21 protein-coding genes are annotated in these 23,966 nt (G+C 65.2%); 11 read left to right on the forward strand and 10 right to left on the reverse strand.

The window, feature by feature from the left end; translation table 11 throughout:
- Nucleotides 1–72: 72 nt before the first annotated feature.
- Both lhpI and OKW27_RS15410 read right to left on the reverse strand, forming a co-directional pair.
- Nucleotides 73–1,005, reverse strand: coding sequence for a bifunctional Delta(1)-pyrroline-2-carboxylate/Delta(1)-piperideine-2-carboxylate reductase (gene lhpI / locus OKW27_RS15405; RefSeq protein ID WP_429333994.1), 933 nt, complete (start codon nt 1,003–1,005; stop codon nt 73–75).
- Nucleotides 1,006–1,087: 82 nt separating this feature from the next.
- A complete protein-coding gene (locus tag OKW27_RS15410; protein ID WP_429334613.1) occupies nt 1,088–2,047 on the reverse strand; it encodes an FAD-dependent oxidoreductase in 960 nt (319 codons plus the stop codon).
- Between the two features lie 218 nt (nt 2,048–2,265).
- Between OKW27_RS15410 and OKW27_RS15415 the strand changes: the two genes are divergently transcribed.
- From OKW27_RS15415 to OKW27_RS15425, 3 genes are all read left to right on the forward strand, one after another.
- Nucleotides 2,266–2,520, forward strand: a complete 255-nt coding sequence (locus OKW27_RS15415; RefSeq protein ID WP_090806037.1) for a helix-turn-helix domain-containing protein — start codon at nt 2,266–2,268, stop codon at nt 2,518–2,520.
- A gap of 1 nt (nt 2,521) precedes the next feature.
- Complete coding sequence (locus OKW27_RS15420; protein ID WP_429333995.1) at nt 2,522–3,862, forward strand: type II toxin-antitoxin system HipA family toxin; 1,341 nt, start codon at nt 2,522–2,524, stop codon at nt 3,860–3,862.
- 363 nt (nt 3,863–4,225) lie between these two features.
- Nucleotides 4,226–5,080 (forward strand): helix-turn-helix domain-containing protein, encoded by an 855-nt coding sequence (locus OKW27_RS15425; protein ID WP_090806040.1) that lies wholly within the window; start codon nt 4,226–4,228, stop codon nt 5,078–5,080.
- A gap of 59 nt (nt 5,081–5,139) precedes the next feature.
- On the opposite strand, the gene OKW27_RS15430 is transcribed toward OKW27_RS15425, so the two are convergent.
- Together OKW27_RS15430 and OKW27_RS15435 are read right to left on the reverse strand one after the other, a co-directional pair.
- Complete coding sequence (locus tag OKW27_RS15430; protein ID WP_429333996.1) at nt 5,140–6,987, reverse strand: ATP-binding response regulator; 1,848 nt, start codon at nt 6,985–6,987, stop codon at nt 5,140–5,142.
- Nucleotides 6,957–7,526: a molybdopterin-dependent oxidoreductase gene (locus OKW27_RS15435; RefSeq protein ID WP_429333997.1), complete on the reverse strand. Its 570-nt coding sequence runs from the start codon at nt 7,524–7,526 to the stop codon at nt 6,957–6,959. Before OKW27_RS15435 ends, OKW27_RS15430 begins: the two co-directional genes overlap by 31 nt.
- A 270-nt stretch (nt 7,527–7,796) precedes the next feature.
- Here OKW27_RS15435 and OKW27_RS15440 point away from each other — a divergent pair, with 270 nt between their 5' ends.
- Entirely contained in the window at nt 7,797–8,744 is a 948-nt protein-coding gene (locus OKW27_RS15440; protein WP_429333998.1) for a phosphoribosyltransferase, read from the forward strand.
- A gap of 40 nt (nt 8,745–8,784) precedes the next feature.
- Here the strand turns inward: OKW27_RS15440 and OKW27_RS15445 are convergent, their stop codons facing one another.
- A complete protein-coding gene (locus OKW27_RS15445) occupies nt 8,785–10,452 on the reverse strand; it encodes an ATP-binding domain-containing protein (RefSeq protein WP_429333999.1) in 1,668 nt (555 codons plus the stop codon).
- A gap of 182 nt (nt 10,453–10,634) precedes the next feature.
- Between OKW27_RS15445 and OKW27_RS15450 the strand changes: the two genes are divergently transcribed.
- Complete coding sequence (locus OKW27_RS15450) at nt 10,635–11,261, forward strand: glutathione S-transferase family protein (RefSeq protein ID WP_429334000.1); 627 nt, start codon at nt 10,635–10,637, stop codon at nt 11,259–11,261.
- 26 nt (nt 11,262–11,287) lie between these two features.
- Here OKW27_RS15450 and OKW27_RS15455 read toward each other — a convergent pair whose 3' ends face one another.
- Both OKW27_RS15455 and OKW27_RS15460 read right to left on the reverse strand, forming a co-directional pair.
- Entirely contained in the window at nt 11,288–11,980 is a 693-nt protein-coding gene (locus OKW27_RS15455) for a potassium channel family protein (protein ID WP_429334001.1), read from the reverse strand.
- On the reverse strand, nt 11,973–13,214 hold the full coding sequence (locus OKW27_RS15460) for a TrkH family potassium uptake protein (protein ID WP_429334002.1): 1,242 nt from the start codon (nt 13,212–13,214) through the stop codon (nt 11,973–11,975). Before OKW27_RS15460 ends, OKW27_RS15455 begins: the two co-directional genes overlap by 8 nt.
- 259 nt (nt 13,215–13,473) lie before the next feature.
- Between OKW27_RS15460 and OKW27_RS15465 the strand changes: the two genes are divergently transcribed.
- Nucleotides 13,474–14,073 carry a Fur family transcriptional regulator gene (locus OKW27_RS15465; RefSeq protein WP_429334003.1) on the forward strand — a complete coding sequence of 200 codons (600 nt, stop codon included), beginning with the start codon at nt 13,474–13,476 and terminating at the stop codon, nt 14,071–14,073.
- Between the two features lie 155 nt (nt 14,074–14,228).
- On the opposite strand, the gene OKW27_RS15470 is transcribed toward OKW27_RS15465, so the two are convergent.
- Entirely contained in the window at nt 14,229–14,753 is a 525-nt protein-coding gene (locus OKW27_RS15470; RefSeq protein WP_090806057.1) for a response regulator, read from the reverse strand.
- Between the two features lie 515 nt (nt 14,754–15,268).
- Here OKW27_RS15470 and OKW27_RS15475 point away from each other — a divergent pair.
- Nucleotides 15,269–16,000 (forward strand): ribonuclease activity regulator RraA, encoded by a 732-nt coding sequence (locus OKW27_RS15475; protein ID WP_429334004.1) that lies wholly within the window; start codon nt 15,269–15,271, stop codon nt 15,998–16,000.
- Between the two features lie 48 nt (nt 16,001–16,048).
- On the opposite strand, the gene OKW27_RS15480 is transcribed toward OKW27_RS15475, so the two are convergent.
- Nucleotides 16,049–16,819, reverse strand: coding sequence for a TetR/AcrR family transcriptional regulator (locus tag OKW27_RS15480; protein ID WP_429334005.1), 771 nt, complete (start codon nt 16,817–16,819; stop codon nt 16,049–16,051).
- Nucleotides 16,820–16,936: 117 nt separating this feature from the next.
- Here OKW27_RS15480 and OKW27_RS15485 point away from each other — a divergent pair, with 117 nt between their 5' ends.
- The 3 genes from OKW27_RS15485 (at nt 16,937) to OKW27_RS15495 (ending at nt 21,394) form a co-directional block, all read left to right on the forward strand.
- Nucleotides 16,937–18,442, forward strand: a complete 1,506-nt coding sequence (locus tag OKW27_RS15485) for an MDR family MFS transporter (RefSeq protein ID WP_429334006.1) — start codon at nt 16,937–16,939, stop codon at nt 18,440–18,442.
- A 431-nt stretch (nt 18,443–18,873) separates the two neighbouring features.
- The gene (locus OKW27_RS15490; protein WP_429334007.1) at nt 18,874–20,064 is read left to right on the forward strand and encodes a hypothetical protein; all 1,191 of its coding nucleotides are present in this window, start codon (nt 18,874–18,876) and stop codon (nt 20,062–20,064) included.
- 256 nt (nt 20,065–20,320) lie between these two features.
- Complete coding sequence (locus OKW27_RS15495; RefSeq protein WP_090806067.1) at nt 20,321–21,394, forward strand: TAXI family TRAP transporter solute-binding subunit; 1,074 nt, start codon at nt 20,321–20,323, stop codon at nt 21,392–21,394.
- A 45-nt stretch (nt 21,395–21,439) separates the two neighbouring features.
- On the opposite strand, the gene OKW27_RS15500 is transcribed toward OKW27_RS15495, so the two are convergent.
- Nucleotides 21,440–22,879: a PLP-dependent aminotransferase family protein gene (locus OKW27_RS15500; protein WP_090806069.1), complete on the reverse strand. Its 1,440-nt coding sequence runs from the start codon at nt 22,877–22,879 to the stop codon at nt 21,440–21,442.
- A 111-nt stretch (nt 22,880–22,990) separates the two neighbouring features.
- On the opposite strand from OKW27_RS15500, the gene OKW27_RS15505 reads away from it, so the two are divergent.
- Complete coding sequence (locus OKW27_RS15505) at nt 22,991–23,878, forward strand: DMT family transporter (protein WP_429334008.1); 888 nt, start codon at nt 22,991–22,993, stop codon at nt 23,876–23,878.
- Nucleotides 23,879–23,966: the final 88 nt, after the last annotated feature.

Genomic DNA, 23,966 nt, shown 5'->3' on the forward strand with positions numbered 1-23,966 from the left:
CAACCTTGCGCGCCAGACAGTCGTTTTTTCCGGATATTTTGCGGGATTATTTGCCGGTTGGGCCGCTGACGGTCAGCCGCGCGCCAGCCCGTCACGCGCGACCCGGCATGCGGCCAGATCCCACGCCGCGCAGCCGACGCTCTTGAACACCACCGGCCCCGCCGGCAAGGGCTGCGTCTGCTCGAGCACCGCGGCGATCCCGCCCACCCGCGCCCAATCGACACCGGCCTGGATGAAATCGCCGGCCTCGTGCATTGCGCCAGCCTGATCGTCGACGAACAGCGCGCTGCCCGCGATCGTAGTCGCGCCGATCTCGACCATCTGCGGCGTGAAAGCGCCGACGCCGATCACGAGCCGCTCGGCGCGCGCCGTCTCGTCGTAGACCGGCTGTTTGCTCGTGGTCAACGCGATCACGACGTCGACCGAAGCGGGAATCGTCGCGCCCGCATCCGCGAGCGGCCGCAGCTCACGCACCTTGCCGCGCTGCGCCGCGCAGAACGCTTCGGCGCGCGCGGGCGCGCTGCCCTTGACCCACACGCGCGCGTCGGGAAACACTTCGCCGATCGCCTCCAGATGATTGAGCGCCTGCGTGCCGGTGCCGATCAGCAGGAATTCACGCGGCGCGCCCGCGGCGAACGTCGCGATGCCGAGCATCGACATCGCCGCGGTCCGGCGCCCCGTCACTGTCGGACCATCGAGGATGAACAGCGTCTCGCCGGTATCGGCATCGAAGGCCATGACCTGACCGTGGATCGTCGGCAGATGGCGCGCGCCGTTGCTCGCGCACACATTGACGAGCTTGTGGATCGCGAGATCGGGCGCGGTGGCGGGCATCGACAGCATGACGCCGCCGGCGTTCAGCGGCACGACGAGCCGCTCGGGGCTCACGATGCGTCGTTGCGCGTAGTCGATGCTAGCGAGCCTCAACGCGTCGACAAGCGCTGCGTAAGGCATCAGCCGCGCGGTGGCGGCGGCGTCGAAGATCTGCGTGGTCGGGCGGGTCATGGGCGGAACGATCCAATGGGGATGGAGTGGGCATGACGTCACCGTAACCGAGCGCGAAAAAATTGACCAGTCGTGTGGACGTCTACTGCCCGCCGAATCGCGAACTCCGCTTCATGCCCAGCGCGCCGGCTAGCTCGTGCCGCGGCTGAGCGTCATCCCCCGCCCTGCATGGAAACGCGAGATCGTCGCGAACGGCAGGTACACGTCGGACTGATGCGGCGCGACGCCCGACGGGTTGTGAAACCACACGCCGCCGCGATCCCGCCCGTGCAGCAGGATCAGATGACCGCCCCGCCGCCGGTTCGTCCGCTCCGGATAGCGGATCTCGGGACTCACCGACACGATCGCGAGCGTATCGGCGTCGAGCCGCGCCGCGATCTCCTCGAGCGACGCCTGCGGCAGCACCTCGATATCGAGGCCGAACGCCGGGCCCGCCCAGTCGGCGAACGGCCGGTAGATCAGACCGTCGACGCCACCATCGTCGCGCAACCGGTATACGCCGTGCCGCAGCGCGTCGTCGAGCAGTGCGGCGCGCGGCGCGTGATCGATGCTCCAGTAGTCGAGAGCCGACTCGAGGCACGTCAGCCCGCACAGGCGTTGCGCCCAGAAGCGATAGCGCTCGGGGTCGGCGAAACCGCTGCGCTGCCAGTGCGGATCGTCGCACGGGTCGCGCTGCTGTTCGACGATGGCGTGCACCCACTCGGGGCTGCCCCATTGCGTGTAGTACGGGACGTCGGCGTGGCGGAGAACGGGTTCGGTCATCGGTGGTATCGGTCGGGTTGGGTTGTATCGGGCGGGGTTGCGCGGGGTTTACCTCCGCGGCTTCGCGACCCTGCTGACGCACGAAGCCCCACGCGCGCGATGACTGCTGCCCGGCGATCCGCGACTTGTCGAGCACCGCCACCGACAGGCCGCGCCACGCCAGGAAATAAGCGGCCGCGCAGCCCATGATGCCGGCACCGCCGATCACGACGTCGGCGTGGCTGGGAAACGGTTGGTCGGCGGGCGTGAAGGTCGAGTGCAGCGGGTAAGTCGTGGTCATGGGTGGGCGGGTTGGAGATGTGGGCGTCATCTTCGCAGTGGGAGCCATCGTCCGCAATGACGAGCGACAGTCGGCACCGCGGCTGGTCGCAGCCGGCGCCTGTCGGAATGCCCGATTATCCGTCACACGAATATTCGTCGATTATGCGTCACGCAAATATTTGACAAATATTCGTCTTACGCATAAATTGCGTTTATTCGTCTCGCAGATAATCCGCCATGCTCCACCTGATCGCCACGTCGGACCAGCTCGCGCAGTTGCTAGCGGCCAGCCGCCGCCAGGCCGGCCTCACGCAGACCGAGGCCGCCGCGCGCGTCGGCGTGAGCCAAAGCCGCATTTCCGCGCTCGAAACCGATGCGAGCGGGCTCACGCTCACCCAGCTGCTCGCGCTGTGCGGCGCCTACGGCCTGCAACTGCAGTTGCGCGACAAAAATCAGCCGAGCTCCGAGCCGGCACCGAACGTCGAGTGGTGAGATGGCCCGGCAAACCGCTTCGAAGGCACTGTCGGTGTGGGCCAACGGCGAGCGCGTCGGGCTCTGGCGGCTGCCCGCGCGCGGCCCGATGGAGTTCGCCTACGAGGCCGCCTGGATCGCGTCGCCCGCGGGTCGTCCGCTGTCGCTGTCGCTGCCGTTCACGCCCGGCAACATGACGCACAAAGGGCCGCGGGTGCTCAACTACTTCGACAACCTGCTGCCCGACAGCGACGTCATCCGCAAACGCATCGCGCAGCGCTACCGGACCGAAACGCTCGAAGCGTTCGACCTGCTGCAGGCCATCGGCCGCGACTGCGTCGGCGCGGTCCAGCTGCTCGCCGAAGACGACGCGCCGGCCGGGGTCCAGCGCATCGAAGGCACGCCGCTTTCCGACGACGACATCGAGGCGCTGCTCGCGCAGACGGTCGGCAAACCGACGCTCGGCGCGCCCGACGAATTTGACGATTTCCGCATCTCGCTCGCCGGCGCGCAGGAGAAAACCGCGCTGCTGTGGCACGACGGCCAATGGCAACGGCCGCACGGCGCGACGCCGACCACGCATATCTTCAAGCTGCCGCTCGGGCTGGTCGGCAACCGGCTCGCCGATCTCAGCACGTCGGTCGAAAACGAGTGGCTGTGTCTGCGGATTCTGCGCGCGTTCGGCCTGCCGGTCGCGAACACCGAGGTGCTCAGGTTCGGCAAGCAGCGCGTGCTCGCCGTCGAACGCTTCGACCGGCAGATGCATTCGAGCGGCAGTTGGCTGCTGCGTCTGCCGCAGGAAGATTTCTGCCAGGTCTACGGCGTGCCGTCGCATCGCAAGTACGAAAACGAGGGCGGCCCCGGCGTGCTCGACCTCGCGCGAATTCTGCAGCAATCGGTCGAGGCGCGGCAGGACATCGAGACCCTGCTCGCGAGCCAGATCCTGTTCTGGATGCTGGCCGCGCCGGACGGCCACGCGAAGAACTTCAGCATCCGCCTGCTCGCCGGTGGCCAGTACCGTCTGACGCCGCTTTACGACGTGATGTCGATCTGGCCGGTCGAGGGCAACGGCCCGAACCAGTGGTCGTGGTACAAGGCGCGGCTTGCGATGGGTCTATGGTCGCGCAGCAAGCACGATGCGTTTCGCGACGTGCAGCGGCGACACTTCAACGCGATGGCGTTGAAATGCTCGTACGGCGCCGACGCCGAGCCGCTGCTCCAGCGTCTGATCGAGCAGACACCTGGCGTGATCGATCGGGTCTCGGCGGAGTTGCCCGAGCGCTTTCCGGGCAAGGTCGCCGAGCGGATTTTCAAAGGACTTCAAAATTCGGCGGCCCGGCTCGACACGATGCCGGCAAGCTGAACACTTTTCATTGCGCCTCTCGCCTGGCTTTTCCGCAAGGGCGGACCTGCCGGGCTTTGCGGCAAGCGGCCGGATCCGTCGCCTTGCGCACTACTCATTCGTGGATTCCCTACGGTTTCGTCATCGTTTCACCGGTAGAATGCCTTTTGATGCTCAATGCATCAAAGTCACCGGCACGGCCATGGCGTCGCTTGCATCAGCGGACTCGGCGGCCGGTCTGACAAAATCATAAATGGTGATTTTTTTACGGTACATTTGCTGTCCCCGCGTGGCCGATTCATGCGCATAGCATGCGCAGGGTCGGCTTGCGCCTGCCGACCGCGCTCCAGATGTACCTTTTAACCCGGCGGATTTTCACCCAGCATGGCCAACGAAACACACTCACCCGACTCCATCGCGGTTGCCGAGCGCGTGCGCGAGTTGATGAGCAGGCATGGAATCGGCAAGCGACAGCAAACCACGGAGCTATGCCGCATCCTCGATCTGAGTTTTTCTCAGGGGCACCGCAAACTGCGCGGCAATAGTCCGTGGACGCTGTCGCAGATCAAGAAAGTCGCCGAGGTATTCGACGAACCCGCGGCGCAGCTATTCGGCGCGCAGTCGCTCGATCCGGGCGTCGTCGGCGCGATCGCCCAGGAGGCGGTGTTCTGCATCGGCGCGACCGAAATCGCCTGCACCGCGTGGGTCGGCGCGGCGCTCGAACCGGGTAGCCGCCCGGAATTCGTCGCCTATTCGCGGCTCGGTCAATGGCGCGTCTCGCGTCATGATGGCGCGCTGTATCAGAGCGCGTACGAAGTCCACAAGATCGAGATCTATCCGCGCCGCGCCGAGACCGACAAGCCGGCCATCGCGGTGGTCGACGACGATCGTGCAAGCGCCGATAACCTGCGCGATTATCTGGAGCGCAGCGGCTTCACGGCGGTCGCGATCTATGGGCTCGCGGCCTTCAGCGAGCAGTTGCAGACGCAGGTGTTCGACGGCGTGATCATCGACTGGCTGTTCGGCTCGCAGACCTCGGCGGCCGCGATTCGCGCGGTGCGCGCGTCGGAGAACCCGGACGCGCCGATCTTCGTGCTCACCGGAGAACTGCTGACCGGCAAGGCCAGCGAATCGGAGATCAGCGAGGTGATCCGCGATTACGACGTCGCGTGCTACGAGAAGCCCGCGCGCATGGCGATCCTCGTCGCCGATCTGTCGAAGCGGCTGAACCGCCCCTGAAGCGCGGGCGCCGATGCGCGCCCCGTTCGCGGCAGCGCCGCCTTCACGCGCTCACGCGCTCACGCCTGATGCCGCGCCGCCAGCGCCCGCTGCAGGGCGTGCTTCAGATCCTCGTAATGGACTGGCTTTAACAGCGCCTCGAACACCGACGGCACGCCAGTCGCGCCACTTTCGCCATTGCGCACGACCTCCGGCGCGTACGCGCTGACCACGATCACCGGCACGCCCGCCGACGGTCCGTCGCGCGTCGCGAAGTCTTCGAGAAACGTGTAGCCATCGCGCTCCGGCATGTGCAGATCGAGCAGCACCACTTCGCAGCGGTGGGTGTCGAGCCACGCGAGCGCGTCGTTGGCATTGCCGAATGCGAGCGAGTCGTAGCCCATGTGCGCGACCATTTCGCTGAGCGACTCGCGGATCAGCCGGTTATCGTCGATGATCAGCACGCACGGCTGCGCGCCGTCCGGCTCGGCTTGCTCCGCGACCTCGGCCGGCTCGACGGTTGCGACCGGCACGACCGGGATCGTCACCGTGAAGCTGGCGCCCTCGCCGACCGTGCTCGCAATATCCACCGTGCCGCCGAACAGCTTCACGAGCCCTTGCACGATCGTGAGCCCCATCCCCGCGCCTTCGAAGCGGCGCGTGCGCGACGCGTCGAGCTGCGTGAACTCCTTGAAGATCAGCGGGATCTGTTCGGACGGCACGCCCGGCCCCGTATCGCTGACGACGAAAATCAGCAGCGCCGGCTCTTGCCGCAGTTCGACGCGCACCGTGCCGGTCTCGGTGTAGCGGATCGCGTTGGTGACGAGGTTGTTGACGATCTGCCGGATGCGGTGCGGGTCCGACTCGACGAGCCCGCTCGCGCCGCTCGCCTCGCTTTCGAGCTCGAGCCCGCGCGTCCTGGCGGAGATCGTGTGTTCATCGACGATCGACGCCAGCAGCTCGCGCGGCTCGAAATGCTGGTGCCGCAGTTCGAGCTTGCCGGCGCCAAGGCGCGCGTAGTCGGTCAGGTCCTTCATCTGCGCCTCGAGATGGCGCGCCGCGGTTTCGAGCCGCTGGATCACCTTGCGGTCGGCCTCCGAGTGATAGTTGAAGCCGAGCAGTTCCACCGACGAGACGATCGCATGCAGCGGCGTGCGCAGTTCATGGCCGATCATGCCGAGAAACGCATCCTTCGCGAGGCTCGCCTCGCGCGCCGCGCGGCTCGCCTGATGCTCGGCTTCCAGCGCCGCGCGCTGCTGGCGCATCAGCCGCGTGCGGCGCCGGCCGTTGAGCACGAGCAGCAGCGTCGCCGCCGCCGACAGCAATAGCAGCACCAGACCGCCCGCGAACAGGATGCGGCGCTTGTCGATGAAATCGCGGTTCATCGCCTCGCGGTCGGCGACATCGGCGAAACGGCGCGACAGCGCGAGATCGTTGACCTCGCTCCAGTGCTGGCGCAGCTGCGCGTCGATCCGCGCGGCACGCGCACGGTCGCGCTGCAGTACCTCGATCTCGGGCTGGATGTCGTCGAGCACAGTCTCGAGCGTCTTGATTTCGTCGAGCTGCCGTTGCAACAGAGCGAGCTGCGCGGAGAGCCGATGCGTCGAGCCGGCCATCACGCGCAGCTTCGATTGCAGCAGCTGGAAGCGCAGCTGCAACTGCTGATAATCGTCGTCGGCACCGGACTGATACAGCAGCAGCTGGTTCTCGAAGCGCGCGTACGCGATCTGCAGTTGCGCGGCGTCCCAGTAGAAACCGTCGTAGGTACCGGTCAGCTGCTCGGTCGCGCGCGGGTTCAACAGGTTCGCATAGAGCAGATAGCCGATCGCGCCGGCGGGCGCCGCGAGCGCCATCAGCCAGATCAGCACGTTCAACACGCGCCGCCACGGACGGCGCGCTATTTGACGATGAGGGCCTTGATCTGCCATACGAATTTCGAGTCGCCGACCGCGCCAGTCAGTTCATCTGGAAAAGCGTCGCGCGGATAGATCAGAAACAGCGGCCCGAAGTCGCTGAGTTTCAGGCGCTGGCCGTTCATGCTGTACGCGACGATCACGCCGTAGCGTTCGCAGTCCGACACCGGCACGGTGTAGGTGTAGTCGTCGAACGTGTGGAGTTCGATCTGGGTGCCGTGCGCGCCGACGGCCTTCAGGATGTCGGCGAGCCTGGGCCCGGTGAACGTCGAGCGCGGCGTCCAGGTGGTCGAGGTCGTGATCGTATGCACGGGCAGCGCGAGCAGTTGAGCCTCGTTGAAGTGATAGGTGCGATGCGCGGCGTCGTTGGTATTGGCGATCTTGCCCTGCACGTCGAGCGCCAGCGCCGGCGACTGCCGTGCGCCCGGCTGCGCATGCGCGCAACAGACGGAAAGCCCGACGATCAGTCCCGCCAGCCCCGTCAGCCAGCGCATCCGCCAGGGCACACCGGTTCCGCTGGCTGCGTAGCGCAGCGTTGCAATCAGATTGGCCATTTGCTTTTTTTATCCGATTTCGTTGATTCGCCGGACCGCGGGCGGCGCCACGGTCAGCCGATCTCATGCCACGCGAAGTGTTGCGCCGTACCGTGCCGTCAAACGCGTGCCACCCCGACACGCGACCTTTGACCCGCATGCATAATATCGCCAAAATGCGCTGACTCAAAAACGGGGACCCGCGATGTCGCGCCAGTGCGTCAGCGCGCGCCGCGCGCGCATCCCCGCGGACCATTGCCTTCCATCGCGCCACGCGGCGCCTCGATAGTCATGAACAAGCCGGTCCTGCCTCTGACGTACGAACAGCTCGATCACTGGATCGAATCGCTGCAACCCGCGTTGCTCGCCGAGCATTTCTCGATGGCGCTCGGGATTCTGCGCGGCGGCGCGCCGCTCGCGCTGATGGTGTCGCACGCGGTCGGCGCGCCGGTCGCGTTCCTGCGCTACGACCGCCAGACGCGCGCGGTCGCATGGGATTCGACGCTGTCGATCCCGCCCGCCGGATCGAAAGTGCTGTTGTGCGAGGACATCGCGGGACGCGGTTTTACGCTCGTCGATTGCATCGCGTTTCTGCAGGCGCACGGGCTCGAAGTCAAAACCCTGACCGCCGCGCTCGATGATCTGAGCCGCGCGCAGCCCGACTACGCGATCGATGCGCGCGGCTACTTCGCCCTCTTTCCATGGGAGCGCCAGGCGTACACCGAGCGCTACCGCGACGACTGGGCGCGCGTCGAAGCCGGCGCCGCGCCCGCGATGGCCAACGACCACGAGTACGCGGCCTACGCGATCGACCTCGACGGCATCCTGCTGCCCGACGTACCGCTCGCGCGCTACGACGAGGACCTCGCCGCCGCGCTCGCCGAGCGCGACGCGCTGCTGCCGTTCGAGGTGCTGCCCGGCATCGACCTGCAGCAGGTGCGCACGATCATCACGGGCCGCCCGGAGATGGATCGCGCGCGCACCGAAGCCTGGCTCGCGCGACACGGCTTCGCTCACATGCAGTTGGCGATGCGCACGCCCGGCCGGCACGACGACAGCCCCGCCGGCGCGGCCGCGCACAAGGCGAGCGCGGCGCTGCGCGCGGGTGTCACGCACTTCGTCGAAAGCGATCCGGTGCAGGCGCTGCTGATCGCGCAGCAAGCGCCGCTGCTGCGCGTGATCTGGTGGGATGCGCTGACGCGCACGGGGATTTTGGTGAGCGCAAGGGCGTGGAGTTGAGCGCAACGTTCCTTGTGGGCGCAGCGCCCGAACACCGCCGCTACCTGTCCTTCGCCTCGCGCAACTGCAAATGCCGCGCGGCCCGCTGCGACGCGACGACGATCAGCTTCATCGTCGCGCGCGTCGCGCCGACGAACAGCTTGCGCGCGCTGCGTTCGTCGAACGCGTCGAAGTCGATCTCGGTGAAGATCACGCACGGCGCCGCCTGCCCCTTGAAGCGGTAGATCGACTCGAACAGCACGTCGCCTTCACGATACTCCGGGTTGCCGAACAGATCGTATTTGCCGGTGAAACTGCGCAGCCGATGCGGACCGAGCTGATCGAGCGCGCTCATCGCCGAGCCCTCGCGGCCGCGGAACGACAGCACCGCGATGTCCTGCTTGCGAAAACCGAGCGATAGCGCCTGCGTGATGGCGCGCTTGGTTGCGTCGATACTGCTTTCGGCGCCCTGCGCTTCGTCGTAGACCGACACCGAAACCTCGGAGCCGTCGAACGGACTGCCCGACGTAAGTGCCGCGGCCAGCGGCACCGACGCGCCCAGCACGTCGCGCAGATAATCGAGGATGTCGCGAGGACTGCGGTAATTGGTGGTTTCTCTCAGCGTGGTCCAGCCGGGCAACGAGACCGGCTCACGCATGTACAGATTCTGCAGTGGGTCTTCGAGCCACCACCACGCGGCGCCCGGCCGCAGCAGCCGCTCGAGCGCGGCAACCCATGGCTGCTGGAAATCCTGCCCTTCGTCGACGATCAGTACGTCGAATTGCCAGCGCGGTTCGATCGGCGTGTCGGCGAATACGGCCTCCAGTTGATCGAACACCTGCGCCGACCGGAAATCGGGCGCGCGGCCCGCGTCGCGCGCGATCCAGTCGCAAAGCTGGTGATAGTTCGCGACCTTCGCCTCCGGCGGCGCGACCCGCGCGATGTGATCGGCGAGCGGCCGGTTGAAGCACACGTACAACGGCCGCTCGCCGCGCGCGACCGCGTCCTTCATCACCTGCACCGCGAGTTGCGTCTTGCCGGAGCCCGCCGTGCCAATCACGCGCAAACGGAACGGCGCGAATTCGAGCCGCCGGGCCCATGTCGCAAGTCCGCCCGAAAGGCGCGTGACGAGCGTGCCCGCCTGCCCGACGAGCGCGCTCGTGTCGGGCGTCAACGCGAGTTCGTCGGCGAGAAAGTGGTGGATTTTCGCCGCGCAGGGAAGCCGCGGTTCATCGGCCGGCAGCGCTTCGCGGACGATCGCCGCGAGACGCTCGCGCCGCGTAGCGTCGACGATGCGCGCGGGATTCACGCCGGCGATCGCCGCATCCTTGACGATGTGATCGGGACAGTACAGCAGTTCCTCGATGAAATAGGCGCCCGCGCCGAACGCCGCGGTAAAACGCCGGTGCAGACTCTCGATCGTATGCGCGAGCGCGATCGCGACGTTTCGCTCGGTCTGCAGATACACCTTGACGAGCCCCTTCGGCGTTTCGCGCAGAAAGCCGGTCTTCTGCTCGATGATCAGCAGGCGCCCGGCGGGACTCACGATCACGAAATCGGCCTCGCCGAACACGGAGAAGTTCTGGTTCAGGCGCGTCCAATGCACGCCGTGGTAGACGGTGTAGTCGGCGGGCAGTGCCTTTTCGAGCAGCGCGAGCGTTTCACGTTCGCGCGCCGCCGCGCCGGTCGCTTCGAGGCTCTTCCAGTCGTCGGGAACAATGCGGGCCATGCAATGCCTCAATGAGTTGGGATGCGTGTTTTCAGCGGGCAATCCGGAGTGCGGTCATTGTACGCAACGCAATGTCGGCCGGGCGGCCCGTCGCGCAAAGGCGCGCACATCGTGTATCGTTACTGGCTGAACGCCGCGCATGCCGCGCGGCTTGCCAACCGTAAGAGAAAAGGATTTACCGGATGATTACGATCTGGGGACGCGCCAATTCGGTCAACGTCCAGAAGGTCTTGTGGTGCTGCGACGAACTCGTGCTGCCATTCGATCGCATCGACGCGGGCCTGCAATTCGGCCGCAACAACGAACCCGACTATCTCGCGATGAACCCGACCGGCAAGATCCCGACACTGGTCGACGACGACTTCGTGCTGTGGGAATCCAACTCGATCCTGCGCTATCTGGCGATGCAATACGGCGAATCGAGCCTGCTGTATCCGGCCGGCCCGAAACTGCGCGCGAGCATCGACCGCTGGCTGGACTGGTCGCTGTCGACGCTGCAGCCAGTGGAACGTCCCGTTTTCTGGGCCCTCGTGCGCACGCCCGAGGCCGAGCGCGACGCCGCCAAACTCGCCGCCGACGCGAAGGCGGTCACCGTCCTGTGGCGCCTGCTCGACACGCATCTGCAGGGCCGCTTCTTTCTCGAAGGCGACAAGTTCACGCTCGCCGATATCGTGATCGGCGCGTACGCGAAGCGCTGGTTCGGCCTCGACGGTTTGCAGCGGCCGCCGCTGCCGAATCTGGAGCGCTGGTATTCGCGTCTCACGACGCGTTCCGGGTTCAAGAAGTATGTGGATTTCCCGTTGACCTGAGCATGGCGCGGGTCGGCGGAAACGGTTCAGGTATTCGTGCGACCCGCAAACTCTTCAACCTTGCTCGCGGGGCCGGACACGATCAGCAGATCCCCCGGCACGACAACCGTGTCAGGCCCCGCGTGCTGGAACTCTTCGCCAGCGCGCCTGACGGCCATGACCATCACACCGAACGCCTCCAGAACGCCGCAATCTGCGAGCGGACGGTTGTGTGTCGGCGCCGGGGCATGAATCGCGGCGACGGCAAATCCTTCGCCGAATTCAATGTAGTCCACGATTCGGCCTGCGATCAGGTGAGCGATCCGTTCACCCATTTCCGCTTCCGGATAAACCACGTGATGCGCGCCAATGCGCTGGGCAATCTGGCCGTGTTCCGCGGTCACCGCCTTCAGCCAGATGTCCTTGATCTGAAGTTCCGTTAGGGCCATCAAGGTCATCAGGCTCGCCGAAAGGTCGCTTCCAATGCCCACGATCGCATGAGGGAAGTCCGCAACACCCAATTGGCGCAGGGTATTCACGTTGGTCGAATCGGCCTGGACGGCATGCGTCAAGCGGTCCGCCCATAACTGCACCTGCTGCTCGTCCCGGTCGATTCCCATCACGTCATGGCCAAGCCGAAGCAGCGACTGGGCCACGGCACAGCCGAACCGCCCCAAACCGATGACGACCACACTGTCGCCTTTCGAAAAAGAGAGCGAAATCTTGAACAGGTCAGCCAACAATTGGATGCTCCTCCGGGTAGCTATATTGCGCACGCCGCTCAACCAGCATTAACGACGTCGCAAAGGTAATGGTTCCAACCCGGCCGACGTACATCAGCGCGATGATCACGAACTGTGCCGGCGCAGGCAAATCACCCGTGATACCCGTTGACAGACCGACCGTACTGAACGCCGAAACAACTTCGAAGATGACCTGATCGGTAGGAAAATCGGTGATGTGCAAAATGATCAGTGTGCCGAGCGTGATCATCACGCCACCCAGCGCCACCACGGTAATCGCTTGCCGCTGCGCCGACACGCTGACACGGCGCCCAAACGCTTCGATATCGCCACGCCCGCGGATCTCTGCGATCACCAGCAAGGCCAGAATGGCGATGGTGCCGATCTTGACACCCCCTGCCGTCCCCGCGCTGCCCCCGCCAACGAACATCAGGAAGAAATGCAGGGCCCAGCTGTCATGACTCATTGCGCCGATGTCGAGCGAGTTGAAACCCGCCGTGCGCGCGGATACCGAGGCGAACGCTGCCGAAAGGAGCTTCTCTCCGAACGGCATCGGACCCAGGGTTTGCGGATTGGTCCATTCGAACAGCAGCAACGCAAGAAATCCGCCGAGCAGCAGCACCCCCGTGACCACTAAAGTGAGCCTGGTGTGCAATGAAAGCCGACGGGCACCCCGAAGTTTTTCCCGCAGATCGTACAGAACCGGAAACCCGATTCCGCCGACGACAATCGCGACCATCACCGGTACCAGCATCGACGCGTCGGCGGCATAGCGCATCAGACTGTCCGGGTGAATTGAAAAGCCCGCGTTGTTGAACGCGGAGACCGCATGGAACCATCCACTCCATGCGGCCTCGCCCCATTGGATGTTGTACCCGAGATGAAGCCTGACCGTCAGCCAGAGTGCCGTGGTCAGTTGAGTGACGAGCGTCACGACGAGCACCAGGCGCGCCACGCTGCCGATGTCCCCGAGACGGAGCGTGTGCGTCTCGACCTGGGTGATCAGCTTCGCTCGCAGCGGCAAGGACCGGTTGACCATGAGTCCCAGCAAGGTGGCTGCGGTCATCATGCCGAAACCGCCAATCTGAAACAGGCCGAGGATGACCCACTGTCCAAAGCTTGACCAGTAGGTGCCCGTATCGACAACGACGAGTCCAGTCACGCAGACCGCGGAGGTAGCGGTAAAAAAAGCGCTCAGCCACGGCGCTGCCTCACCTTTGGCCTGCGACAAGGGCAACCTCAAAAGGAGCGTCCCTGCGGCAATCGCAAAGAGAAAAGCTAAGGCTACTGCCCGCGATGGGTGAAGCAGTTGTCTCATCGAGATCCCATCAAACACATTCAGAGACTGACTGACAAAGAATAGGCATTTTTTGCCAGTAAGACCCTATTTTTCGTTTGTTGTCAGTTGTAAGCCAAATCTGGGCAATCCCGATTCTCTCGACGCTTCGACCGGCGCGGCACTTGCATCCCCCTGCCTCTATAATCGACGCATGAAAACCGCCAAGCCCGCCGCGACCGGCCGTTCGGTCGCTCCCACACCTGCCGCCCCCGCCTCCGATGCACACGATCATCGAGCGCATCACGATGTGCACGAGCCGTCGCACGCACATGGCCCGTCGCAGGAAGCGGCTCTCGCACTCGCCGAGGAATATTGCCGCGAACGCGGCGAAAAACTCACGCCGATCCGGCGCAAGGTGCTCGAACTGCTGCTGAACTCGGGACGCGCGACCAAGGCCTATTCGCTGCTCGACGAAATGCGCCAGATCCACGCCGGCTCGGCGCCGCCGACCGTCTATCGCGCGTTGGATTTTTTACTGTCGGTGGGGCTCGTGCATCGGATCGAATCGATCAATGCGTTCACGGTCTGCCATGATCTGACGCAATGCCAGCACGGCATTCTCGTCGTATGCCAGCAATGTGGCAGCGTCACCGAATTGCATCAACCGAAGCTGCGTCAGGCCCTCGTCGCGCAGATCGAGGAGGCGGGCTATCGGCTCGCGAGCGACGAAATCGAATTGAAGGGATTGTGTGCCGCCTGTCAGGCGGCCAAAGCGGCCAGCGCGGCCGCGCTGGTGGCCGCGGCGAAATAGCGGCGCGCCATATTGGGTGCGCAACGCTGTGTGACGCGCTGCCAAGCGTCGATGGCCGTGCGCTGCTTCGAGAAACGACATCTCCCGCCGCGCGCCGGCCTGCTCTGTCTAAAACCCGCTCCCACGAGAGCCGCTGCGAAGCTGCGAAGCGTCGATCAACCCGCCGCGCGGGCGTCGATCGCGTCGTGCAGCAGCGTCACGAGCGCTTCGGGTAACGCGGGCTTGGTCATGAAATGCTGGAAGCCTTCGCCGATGCTGCGCAGGCGGTATGCGTCGTCGGTATGGCCGGTGAGCGCCACTGCCACCGAGGGGGAATGACCGCCGCAAATCTCGTGGTCGCGCAGCCGCTGGATCAGATAGAAGCCATCCATGGCCGGCAAGTCGAGGTCGCAGACGACCGCGTCGGGAAGCAACCGCATCGCCGCGACGACGCCCTCTTCCGCATCGGCGACCGCGCAAACCTTCGCGCCTTCCGCCTCGAGTAACAAGGTCAACGATTCCCGGCTGTCCGGGTCGTCCTCCACCAGCACGATCGTGGCCTGATCGAGCCTCATTGCTGCGTTCATCGTATGTTGTTGCTCTGAAAAACCGGTTAGGCCGTCCGAGGGGGCGGAGGTTTCACTTTGTATTTCACTTTGCTGATTGCCGCCGATTCGCGCGGCCACGGTGTTGCTGTCCATGATTCCGACCCGATTTCGCACGCCGAGTTGCAGACAGGTCCGCGCTTGTAAAACATTGCGCCACATCTTCCCGAGTACAACGCTTGCGCACGGTAACGCGCCAAAATTGCACGTCGATGAAAAAACGGCGCTCGACGCACACCGCGATTTAGCTGCTCAGTGTCCGCAGTTTTTCCGCGGCTCGCCGATCGCCGGCACCCGATGTTCCGGCGCGGTTCGTACGAACCCCGTTCGTACGGCCTTCGCCGCCCGGTATCGATTCTGCCCTTCGTATTGTTTGCACAACGCGGCGCTGCCGTTCGTTTTGCGTCGCTCGCATCCGACGACACTGCAAGCACGTCGCGTGCCTCATTGCAGCGGTTCGCGTCACGTAAAGAAGGGCTCGGTCGCGGTTGCCGATGTCGCGCGATGAACGGCGCTGGCCTGCTAACCGGTGGTGTCGCGGCGCTATCATCGTGGGCGCGCATGCGCGCCTACCGATGCCCCCTCATCTCAACCCGAGGTCAACCGACACCATGTCCGCCCCATCGCCCGCGCTTTCCGCCGCGACGCTCGACATCCTTCGTCACGTCAGCACCGCCACGCTGACCACGCAGCTATTCAAGCGCGGTCTGCGCAACACCTTCATGCAGGGCGTCGCGCCGCTCGGTCCGCGGCGCGGCGCGAATCTGGTCGGGCCGGCGTTCACGCTGCGCAACATCCCATCGCGCGAAGACATCGACGTACTGGAACTATTCGCGGACCCTGAGTACGCGCAACGCAAATGCGTCGAGACCATTGCGCCGGGCCACGTGCTCGTGCAGGATTGCCGCGGCGAGCGCGGCAGCGCGTCGTTCGGTTCGATTCTGTCGCTTCGTTTGCAGGTGCGCGGTGTTGCCGGGATGGTGTCCGACGGCCCGGTGCGCGACAGCGCGACGATCGCCGCGCTCGACATGCCGGTGTTTTGCGCCGGCGCGAGCGCGCCGCCCAATCTGATCCGCCATCATGCGGTCGATATCAACGTGCCGATCGGCTGTGGTGGAGTCGCGGTGTTTCCGGGCGACGTGATCGTCGGCGATGCGGATGGAGTTGTGGTAATTCCGCTGAAGATGGCCGACGACGTCGCGCAAGCCGCCGCCGGACAGGAACAGCTCGAGGCGTTTCTCACCGAGAGGATTCGGGCCGGCGCCGCGCTGCCCGGCACCTATCCGCCGAACGACGAGACGAAGGCGGCGTTCGACGAGTGGAAGAAAAATCGCAAAAGCTAGGGCCTTTTCAAAGGACGCGGCGCCCGGTGCGCCACACCGGGCGCCAGTTCAATCGCCCTTGCCGGGCCCGATGCCCTGCACCAGCAACGCCACCGCGTGCCGCGCAATCTCCGCGCCGCCGATACTGTGGCGCAACGGATCGTTGCGCCACAGCTTCGAGGTGGCAAGCGGCAGAATCGTCATGCCGAGCAGCGTGACGAACACGAGCGCGGGTTCGAGCGATGCATTCAGGCGCCCCTCCTTCTGCCAGCGCGCGATCGCCAGCAGCGACGCCTTCTGATGCGCGAAACCAAAGCGCTCATGCATGCGCTGGCGCAGCAGCCCGCCGTCGCTGATCACTTCGCGCACCCACAGCGACGCGAACCACGGGTTGTCGCTCGCGATCTGCACGAGCCGCTCCGTGAGTTGCGTGATTGCCGCGACCGGATCGTCGGGATTCTCCTGAAACGGCAGCCCGAGGCTCGCGCGCAACGGTACGAAACACTCGTCGATCAGCACGTCGAGCAGTTGATCGCGCGTCTTGAAGTAGTAGTGCACCATCGCGGGCGTGACGCCGGCCTCGCGGGCGATCTCACCCAGCGATGTCTCGACGATGCCCTGCCTCGCGAACAGCGTCAGCGCGGCGTCGAGCAAGCGCGCACGCTGCGCGGGACCGCGCGCGGCGCCCGACGGCCGGCCGGGGCGGCGGGCGGCCGATCCAGCCGGTGCGCTGCTGCCGATATTCGCGGCATGAATATCCGTTGGCGCTGCCGTGAGTTTGGGCTTCGACGCGTCGCGCTCTTTCGCGGCAATTCGCGCGGGCGGCCCCGTATCTGCCACGGCATTGTGCGCCGCGGCGTCGTCAGGCGAGATCCTTGTCATTGCATTGAATTTGACGTGAGAGGCGATGTCACATATATTAATCTCTCAGTTAATTAATTTCAACGCGTTGCCACCATGGAACAACCCGCTACGACCCTGTCAGTCGACCCCGCGGCCGACCATCCGCCGATCCGGCTGCTGTTTCCGGCGCTGCTACTGGTCATGCTGCTCGCCGCCCTGGACCAGACGATTGTCTCGACCGCGCTCCCGACCATCGTCGGCGAACTGGGCGGGCTCAATAACCTGTCGTGGGTCGTGACCGCCTACCTGCTCAGTTCGACCATCGTCGTGCCGCTGTACGGCAAGTTCGGCGATCTGTTCGGCCGCAAGATCGTGCTGCAGACGGCGATCGTCATCTTTCTCGTCGGCTCGGCGCTGTGTGGCATCGCGCAGAACATGAGCCAGCTGATCGTGCTGCGCGCGCTGCAAGGGCTCGGCGGCGGCGGCCTGCTCGTCGTGACGATGGCGGCGATCGCCGACGTGATTCCGCCCGCTGAGCGTGGCCGCTACCAGGGCGTGTTCGGCGGCATCTTCGGTCTTGCCACCGTCATCGGTCCGCTGCTCGGCGGCTTTCTGGTCGAGCGTCTGACGTGGCGCTGGATCTTCTACATCAACCTGCCGCTCGGCATCGTGTCGCTCATCGTGATCGGCGCGGTGTTCAAGCCGCACGTGCGCCACGTGAAGCACACGATCGATTACATGGGTGCCGCGTTTCTCGCCGGCGCGCTGACCTGCATCATCCTGTTCACGAGTCAGGGCGGCACGATCCTGCCGTGGTCGTCGCCGCAACTGTGGTTCACGCTCGGCATGGGCCTCGCAGCGATCTGGGGATTCATTCACGAAGAACGCAGCGCGGTCGAACCGATCATGCCGCTCGGACTGTTCAAACAGCGCACGTTTCTGATCAGCAGCCTCGTGAGCTTCATCATCGGCGTATCGCTGTTCGGCTCCGTGACGTTCATTCCGCTCTATCTGCAGGTCGTGAAGGGCTCCACGCCGACGCAAGCCGGCATGCAGATGCTGCCGATGATGGGCGGCCTGTTCATCCTGTCGATGGTGACGGGCCGCGTGATCAGCAAGATCGGCAAGTACCGGCTGTTCCCGATCATGGGCACGTTCCTCGTCTCCGTGGCGATGCTGCTGCTCGCGCGCCTGCAGATCGATACGCCGATTCATGTGATGTATCTGTACATGGGTCTGCTCGGCTGCGGCCTCGGCATGGTGATGCAGGTGCTGGTCCTCGCGGTCCAGAACACCGTAGCGTTCAAGCATATGGGTGTGGCGACGTCGGGCGTCACGCTGTTTCGCTCGATCGGCGGCTCGATCGGCGTGGCCGGTTTCGGCGCGGTGTTCTCGAACGGCCTCGCCGGACGCCTCGAAAAGCTGATCCCGCCCGACACCGAACTTCCGCAGGCATTGGGTCCCGCAGCGATTCATCAGCTGCCCGAAGCATTGCGCAACGACTATCTGCATGCGTTCGCGGGTGCGTTGCACACCGTGTATCTGTCGGCCGCATGCGTCGTGGTGCTCGCCTTCGTGCTCGCATGGCTGCTGAAGGATCATCCGTTGCGCAAGCACTGAGCGTACTTCGACGCCTGATCGGGAAGCTGATGCAAACGCGTACCGGCAGGCGCCAGATAGAAGGTCAATCACGAGGCCGCACGCACGACGCGTCGGCCTCGTTGTTTTTTTGTCGCGCTCGCTTCATGCGGCGCGATGCTTCCGGGTACCTTCCATTTGTCGTGAAACAACAAACACATACACTCGTTTCGAATGTATGGCCAGGGTTTCTTCATACCTCCAAATGAGCGGTAGCGCACACAATCCAGGGGCCAACCGCGTTGACGTCCCCCGTGAAACGCCACATATTGGAACCCGTGGAAACGCAGCCGCTGCCTACGTCTCCACGACTTCCGGCGCATGTGGATCGTGATTCCGCGGACAAGGCTCCTGCCTCTACACGATCCGAAGCATGCCTTTACGGCATCGTTTTCCAAAGGTGGGTCCACGGCATGTCCACCCAGACAGCAACCGGCCAAACTTTCCCCACGCCCTGCAAACGCTGCGGTGGCGCACTGTACCGACAAGTCGACGCCTGCCCCTACTGTGGCGCTGCGCATCCGTTCGACCAGGACGATCCGCACATCCGCACCGGGATTCCAGGCAGCCGTGCGAGCGCCACGCACAAGCCCCTGCCCCGTTTCGACAACGAGCTCGGCACACGGGACGAGCCCGCCATCGCCGCTGCCGCGATGGCGTCCGAACCCCTGTTGCGGACCGAGCCGGTCATGCACACGGCGCTCGTGTCGACCGACACCACTATCCCACCTTACGAAGATCCGATGTATGCGCCGCCCAACACTGCGCAGACGATTTGGCGCGTGCTGTACGTGATCGGCGCGGTTGTCGCAATCGGCCTGGCGTATGTCGCTTATACGCTATTCAGCGACGGCGGCGAATCGGAAGATCAAGGCGTGGAGCAGATTACGCCGGATGCCAGAACAACGACCGGCATGATCGCGCCGCTTGTGTCCGCCCCGGTGATTGCTCAAGCACAGACCGTGCACGCGGCGGCCGCGGCCAAGCCTGCGCCACCGCCCGTGACCGCACTGGCGGCGAAGCCCGCGCCCGTCGTGCCCGCGGCTCCCGTCATTCCAGCGACACCCGCCGCGCCGCCTGCCGCGCCGCCGATGGCCGCGACGCCCATGCGGCCCGCGGCGCAATTCCACGACACCGGACAAGCATTGCAGGTCGCGAGGACAGCGTTCCGCGCGAACGATCTGTCCGCCGCCCAAGCCGCTCTCGCCGCCGCGCAAACGTTACAACCCGGAAACAGCGACGCGCAGGGTCTGGCCGATCAGATGCGGCCGCTCGTCCAGCGTCGCGATACTGCGCTACAGGCCGCGCAGGCCTGCGTCGCTCAGCAGTCGTGGCCGTGCGCGCGTCAGCATGCGAACGAGGCGCTCGCGATCGACAGCGGCAACGACGCGGCGAAAGTGATCCTCGAGCGCGTCATTCGCGAGACCGGCTGGGCGCCGCTGACTCCGCCGCATGCGGCGACGACGGATGCCGCGCCGGGCGCGCCGCTCGCGCAAGCGCAAGCGCAGGCACCGCTGCCCGTCGGCATGCAAGCGCACGGCGAACGGGTCGTGACTGCAACGAACGTCGGCGTCGTGAGAACCGCGACGCCGCGGAGCAACTAGCGCTCACGCGCGACGCGACGATCCGAACCGGGTCCCGGAGACGCAAACTGCTGCGCCGTCGCGCAAAAACATTGCTTCGCATACCAGATCAAATGGCCGCCGTCTGTGCCGATTCGCACATTATCGTGCGTCCTCTGAGCGGAAACAGACGGAGCGACCCTGGCAGCAGTTTGAACATGACAGGGCAACCGGATCACTGGTGCTTCCACGCGCCACGCGTGAAGCGGGATCAACCTGACCGATAGGTAGAAAGATCATGCTGAAGAGACTTCTCGCGGGCTGGCTGGGCCTGGTGGTACTGGTCGTATGTTCGCTGGCCGGCGCGGAACCGGCGCACTACAAGATCGTCACCGGGCCGGAGCGCGGCACATATATCCAGATCGGCAATGACCTGTCGAAATGGGTGGCCCAGCCGGTTGGCATCGACCTCGAAGTGGTGGCGTCGAAAGGCTCGGCCGAAAACGTGCAGCGCATGCGTTTCGAGCCCGGCGTGAAGCTCGCGCTCGTGCAGTCCGACGTGTACCAGGCGTTCATCGACATGGCCAACTCGGGCAACCCCGATGCGGGCACGACGATCCGGCCGCTGCGACTGATCATGCCGCTCTACGACGAGGAAATTAACGTCGTCGTACGGGCGGATTCGCCGCTGAAAACGCTCGCCGACATCAAGGACAAGACCATCAGCGTCGGCCTGCTAGGCAGCGGCACCGCGCAGTCGGCGACGACGCTCTACCGTCTGATGTTCGGCCAGCCGATTCCGGAGCAGAACGTCGTGCATCTGAGCAACGAGGACGCGCTCGCCGCGCTGATCGTGAAGAAGATCGACGTCGCGATCATCGTGGTCGGGCAGCCGGCAAAGCTGTTCAACGACATGAAACCCGACCTGCTGTCACAGTTGCGTCTGTTGCCCGTCGATCCCAACGCGCCGGAGACGAACCGCGCGAAGCAGACCTACTTTCCGACTACGATCCACCAAAGCAGCTACCCAGGCTGGCTGAAGGAAGACGTGCCCGGTCTGACCGTCAAAGCGTTTCTGGTCACCTACGATTACGGCTTGCGCGACACAGTCAGCAATCTGAATCATTTCGCCGACTCGTTGTGCGCGAACTTCGACAATCTGCAGGAGCATGGCCATCCGAAATGGAAACAGGTGAAGCTCGAATTGCCGACGCTCGTTCGTGGGTGGAAGTACTACACTCCGGTCGAGAAGCATCTGCGCGCGTGTCTCGCGAACCGCAGCGCGGCGATGAGCGCGGCGGCCGCGCAACCTGCGCCGAAACCGCACACGCCTTGCTCGGAAGAAGAACGGATGCTTCTGCTGTGCAAATAACGCTGTAGCGGGGGACCGCGAACGCCTGCTTCGCCTGAGTTCGTCTCAGACCCGCTCGCGCCCCGCGCCGGCCGAGACCGTGCACGCTTGCATCGCCCGTTGCAATGCCTCGTACACCTTCGGGCGATTGCATTGCGACACGTTGAAACGCAGAAAGCCCGCCGCCGCTTGCGACGCGCTGAACACGTTGCCCGGCGCGAACACGACGCCCGCCGTCAGCGCATGACGGGCGATGTCGGCGGCATCGAGCGCCCCGGGCAAGCGCGCCCACACGAACAGGCCCGCGCGCGGCCGTGTCCAGATATCGAGGCCCGCATAGCCGAGACGCCTGATGGTCTCTCCCATCGCATCGGCCAGCTTCGCGCGCATCGCCTCGAGATGACGCCGATAAGTACCGTCGACGAGCATCCGATGCACGACGCTCGCCGCGAGCTGACCATTGCCGAACGATGTCGCGAGCTTCAGATCGATCAACGGCTCGACCCATTCGGCGCGTGCCGCAATATAGCCGCAGCGCACCGCCGCCGACAGGGTCTTCGAAAAGCTGCCGATCGACACGACGCGCGCGAGGCCGTCGAAAGCGGCAAGGCGCGGCGCGGCTTCGTCTTCGAAGTCCGCGAAGATGTCGTCCTCGACGATCAGCAGATCGTGCTCGCCGGCGAGCTTCAGCAGCCGGTGCGCGACGGCCGGCGCGAGCGTCGCGCCGGTCGGATTGTGGATCGCCGAGTTCGTCACGTAGAGCCGCGGACGCTGCTCGACCAGAACGCGCTCGAACGCCGCGAGATCCGGTCCCTGCGGCGTGTACGGCACGCTCGCGATCCGCACGCGATGCGCGCGCAACAACGCCTGAAAATTGAAATAGCAAGGATCGTCGATCAGCACCGTGTCGCCGGGTTCGAGCAGGAAGCGGCACACGAGATCGAGCGCATGGGTGCCGCCGTCGGTCAGCAGGATCTGCTCGGGCGGCGCATCGACCCCGTGCGCGGAAAGCCGCCACGCAAGCTGCTGACGCAGCGCGGGCAAGCCCGCCGGGCTCGCGTAATCCGCGAGCAGCGATTGCGGATCACGGGCAACCGCGCGCAGCGCGCGCCGCACGCCATCTTCCGGCAACCACGAAGCCGGCATCCAGCCGCAGCCGGGCTTCAGCGCTTTCGAGCCGGTCTCCAGCGACTGCCGCGTGAGCCACAGCGGATCGACCTCGCGATCGAGCCGCGGCCCGAGATCGGCGAGCGCGAGCGGCGGCGCATGGCCCGACACGAAGAAGCCCGAGCCGCGCCGCGCGATGATCACCCCTTCCGCAACGAGACGGTCGTAGCCTTCCACCACAGTCGACTTGGACACGCCGAGCGTGTCGGTCATCGCGCGGATCGATGGCACGCGAGCGCCCGGCATCAGCGAGCGGCTCGCGATACGCTCCCGCAGATTATTCATCACGAGGCCGACACGCGTGCCCGGCACCGTCTCGTTGTTCTCGCTTTCCGCCATCTGTACTGCTCCCATGTTCGGTACAGTTTGGACAAACTGTACTGATCTGTAGCTTAACGTTTACGGCCGCGGCGCGCATCATGAGACTCTTTCAGCGCAGGGACGTTTGCCATGGACAAAACCACCAACGGCTGGCTCAGCGGTTTCGCGGGCGTGCTGATTTTCAGCGGCTCGCTGCCGGCCACGCGGCTTGCCGTGCAGGGCCTCGATCCGGTGTTTCTGACCGTGGCGCGCGCGACGATCGCGGGCATCCTTGGTCTGCTGCTGTTGCTGGTGTTCCGCGAGACCCGCCCGCACCGGCGCGATCTGCTGCCGCTCGTCGTGGTCGCGCTCGGCGTCGTGGTCGGCTTTCCTTTGCTGACCGCGCTCGCGCTGCGTCACGTGAGCGCCGCGCATGCGGTCGTGTTCATCGGCCTGCTGCCGCTCGCCACCGCGATCTTCGCCGTGTTGCGCGGCGGCGAGCGGCCGCAGCCGGCGTTCTGGCTGTTCTCGGCGCTCGGCAGCGCGGCGGTGGCCGCGTTCGCGCTGCGTCACGGCATCGACGCCTCGCCGCTCGGCGACGCGCTGATGCTCGCGGCGATCGTCGTGTGCGGGCTGGGCTACGCGGAAGGCGCGCGGTTGTCGCGTCATCTCGGCGGCTGGCAGGTGATTTCGTGGGCGCTCGTGCTGTCGCTGCCGTTGATGCTGCCGCTCGCATGGTGGACGCGGCCCGTGTCGTTCGACGGTGTCGGCGCCGCCGCGCTGTGGGGACTCGCGTACGTGTCGCTGTTCAGCATGCTGATCGGCTTCGTGTTCTGGTATCGCGGGCTCGCGCTCGGCGGCATCGCGGCGGTCGGCCAACTGCAGCTGCTGCAGCCGTTTTTCGGGCTGCTGCTCGCCGGCGTGCTGCTGCACGAGCAGGTACCGCCATCGATGATCATCGTCACCGTGATCGTGGTCGCCTGCGTGGCTGGCGCACGGCATTTTTCGCGCGCCGCGCCGGTGCGGCGGCCGGTCTGACGCGGCTCGACCGTCGCACGGCGAACAGACTTTTTCAGGATCGAATTGCGCGAGCCGTGGATCGATCTGTCATCATTTCGCAGATTGG

Source organism: Paraburkholderia sp. 35.1, assembly GCF_050436525.1.
In the GTDB taxonomy this organism is placed as follows: domain Bacteria; phylum Pseudomonadota; class Gammaproteobacteria; order Burkholderiales; family Burkholderiaceae; genus Paraburkholderia; species Paraburkholderia tuberum.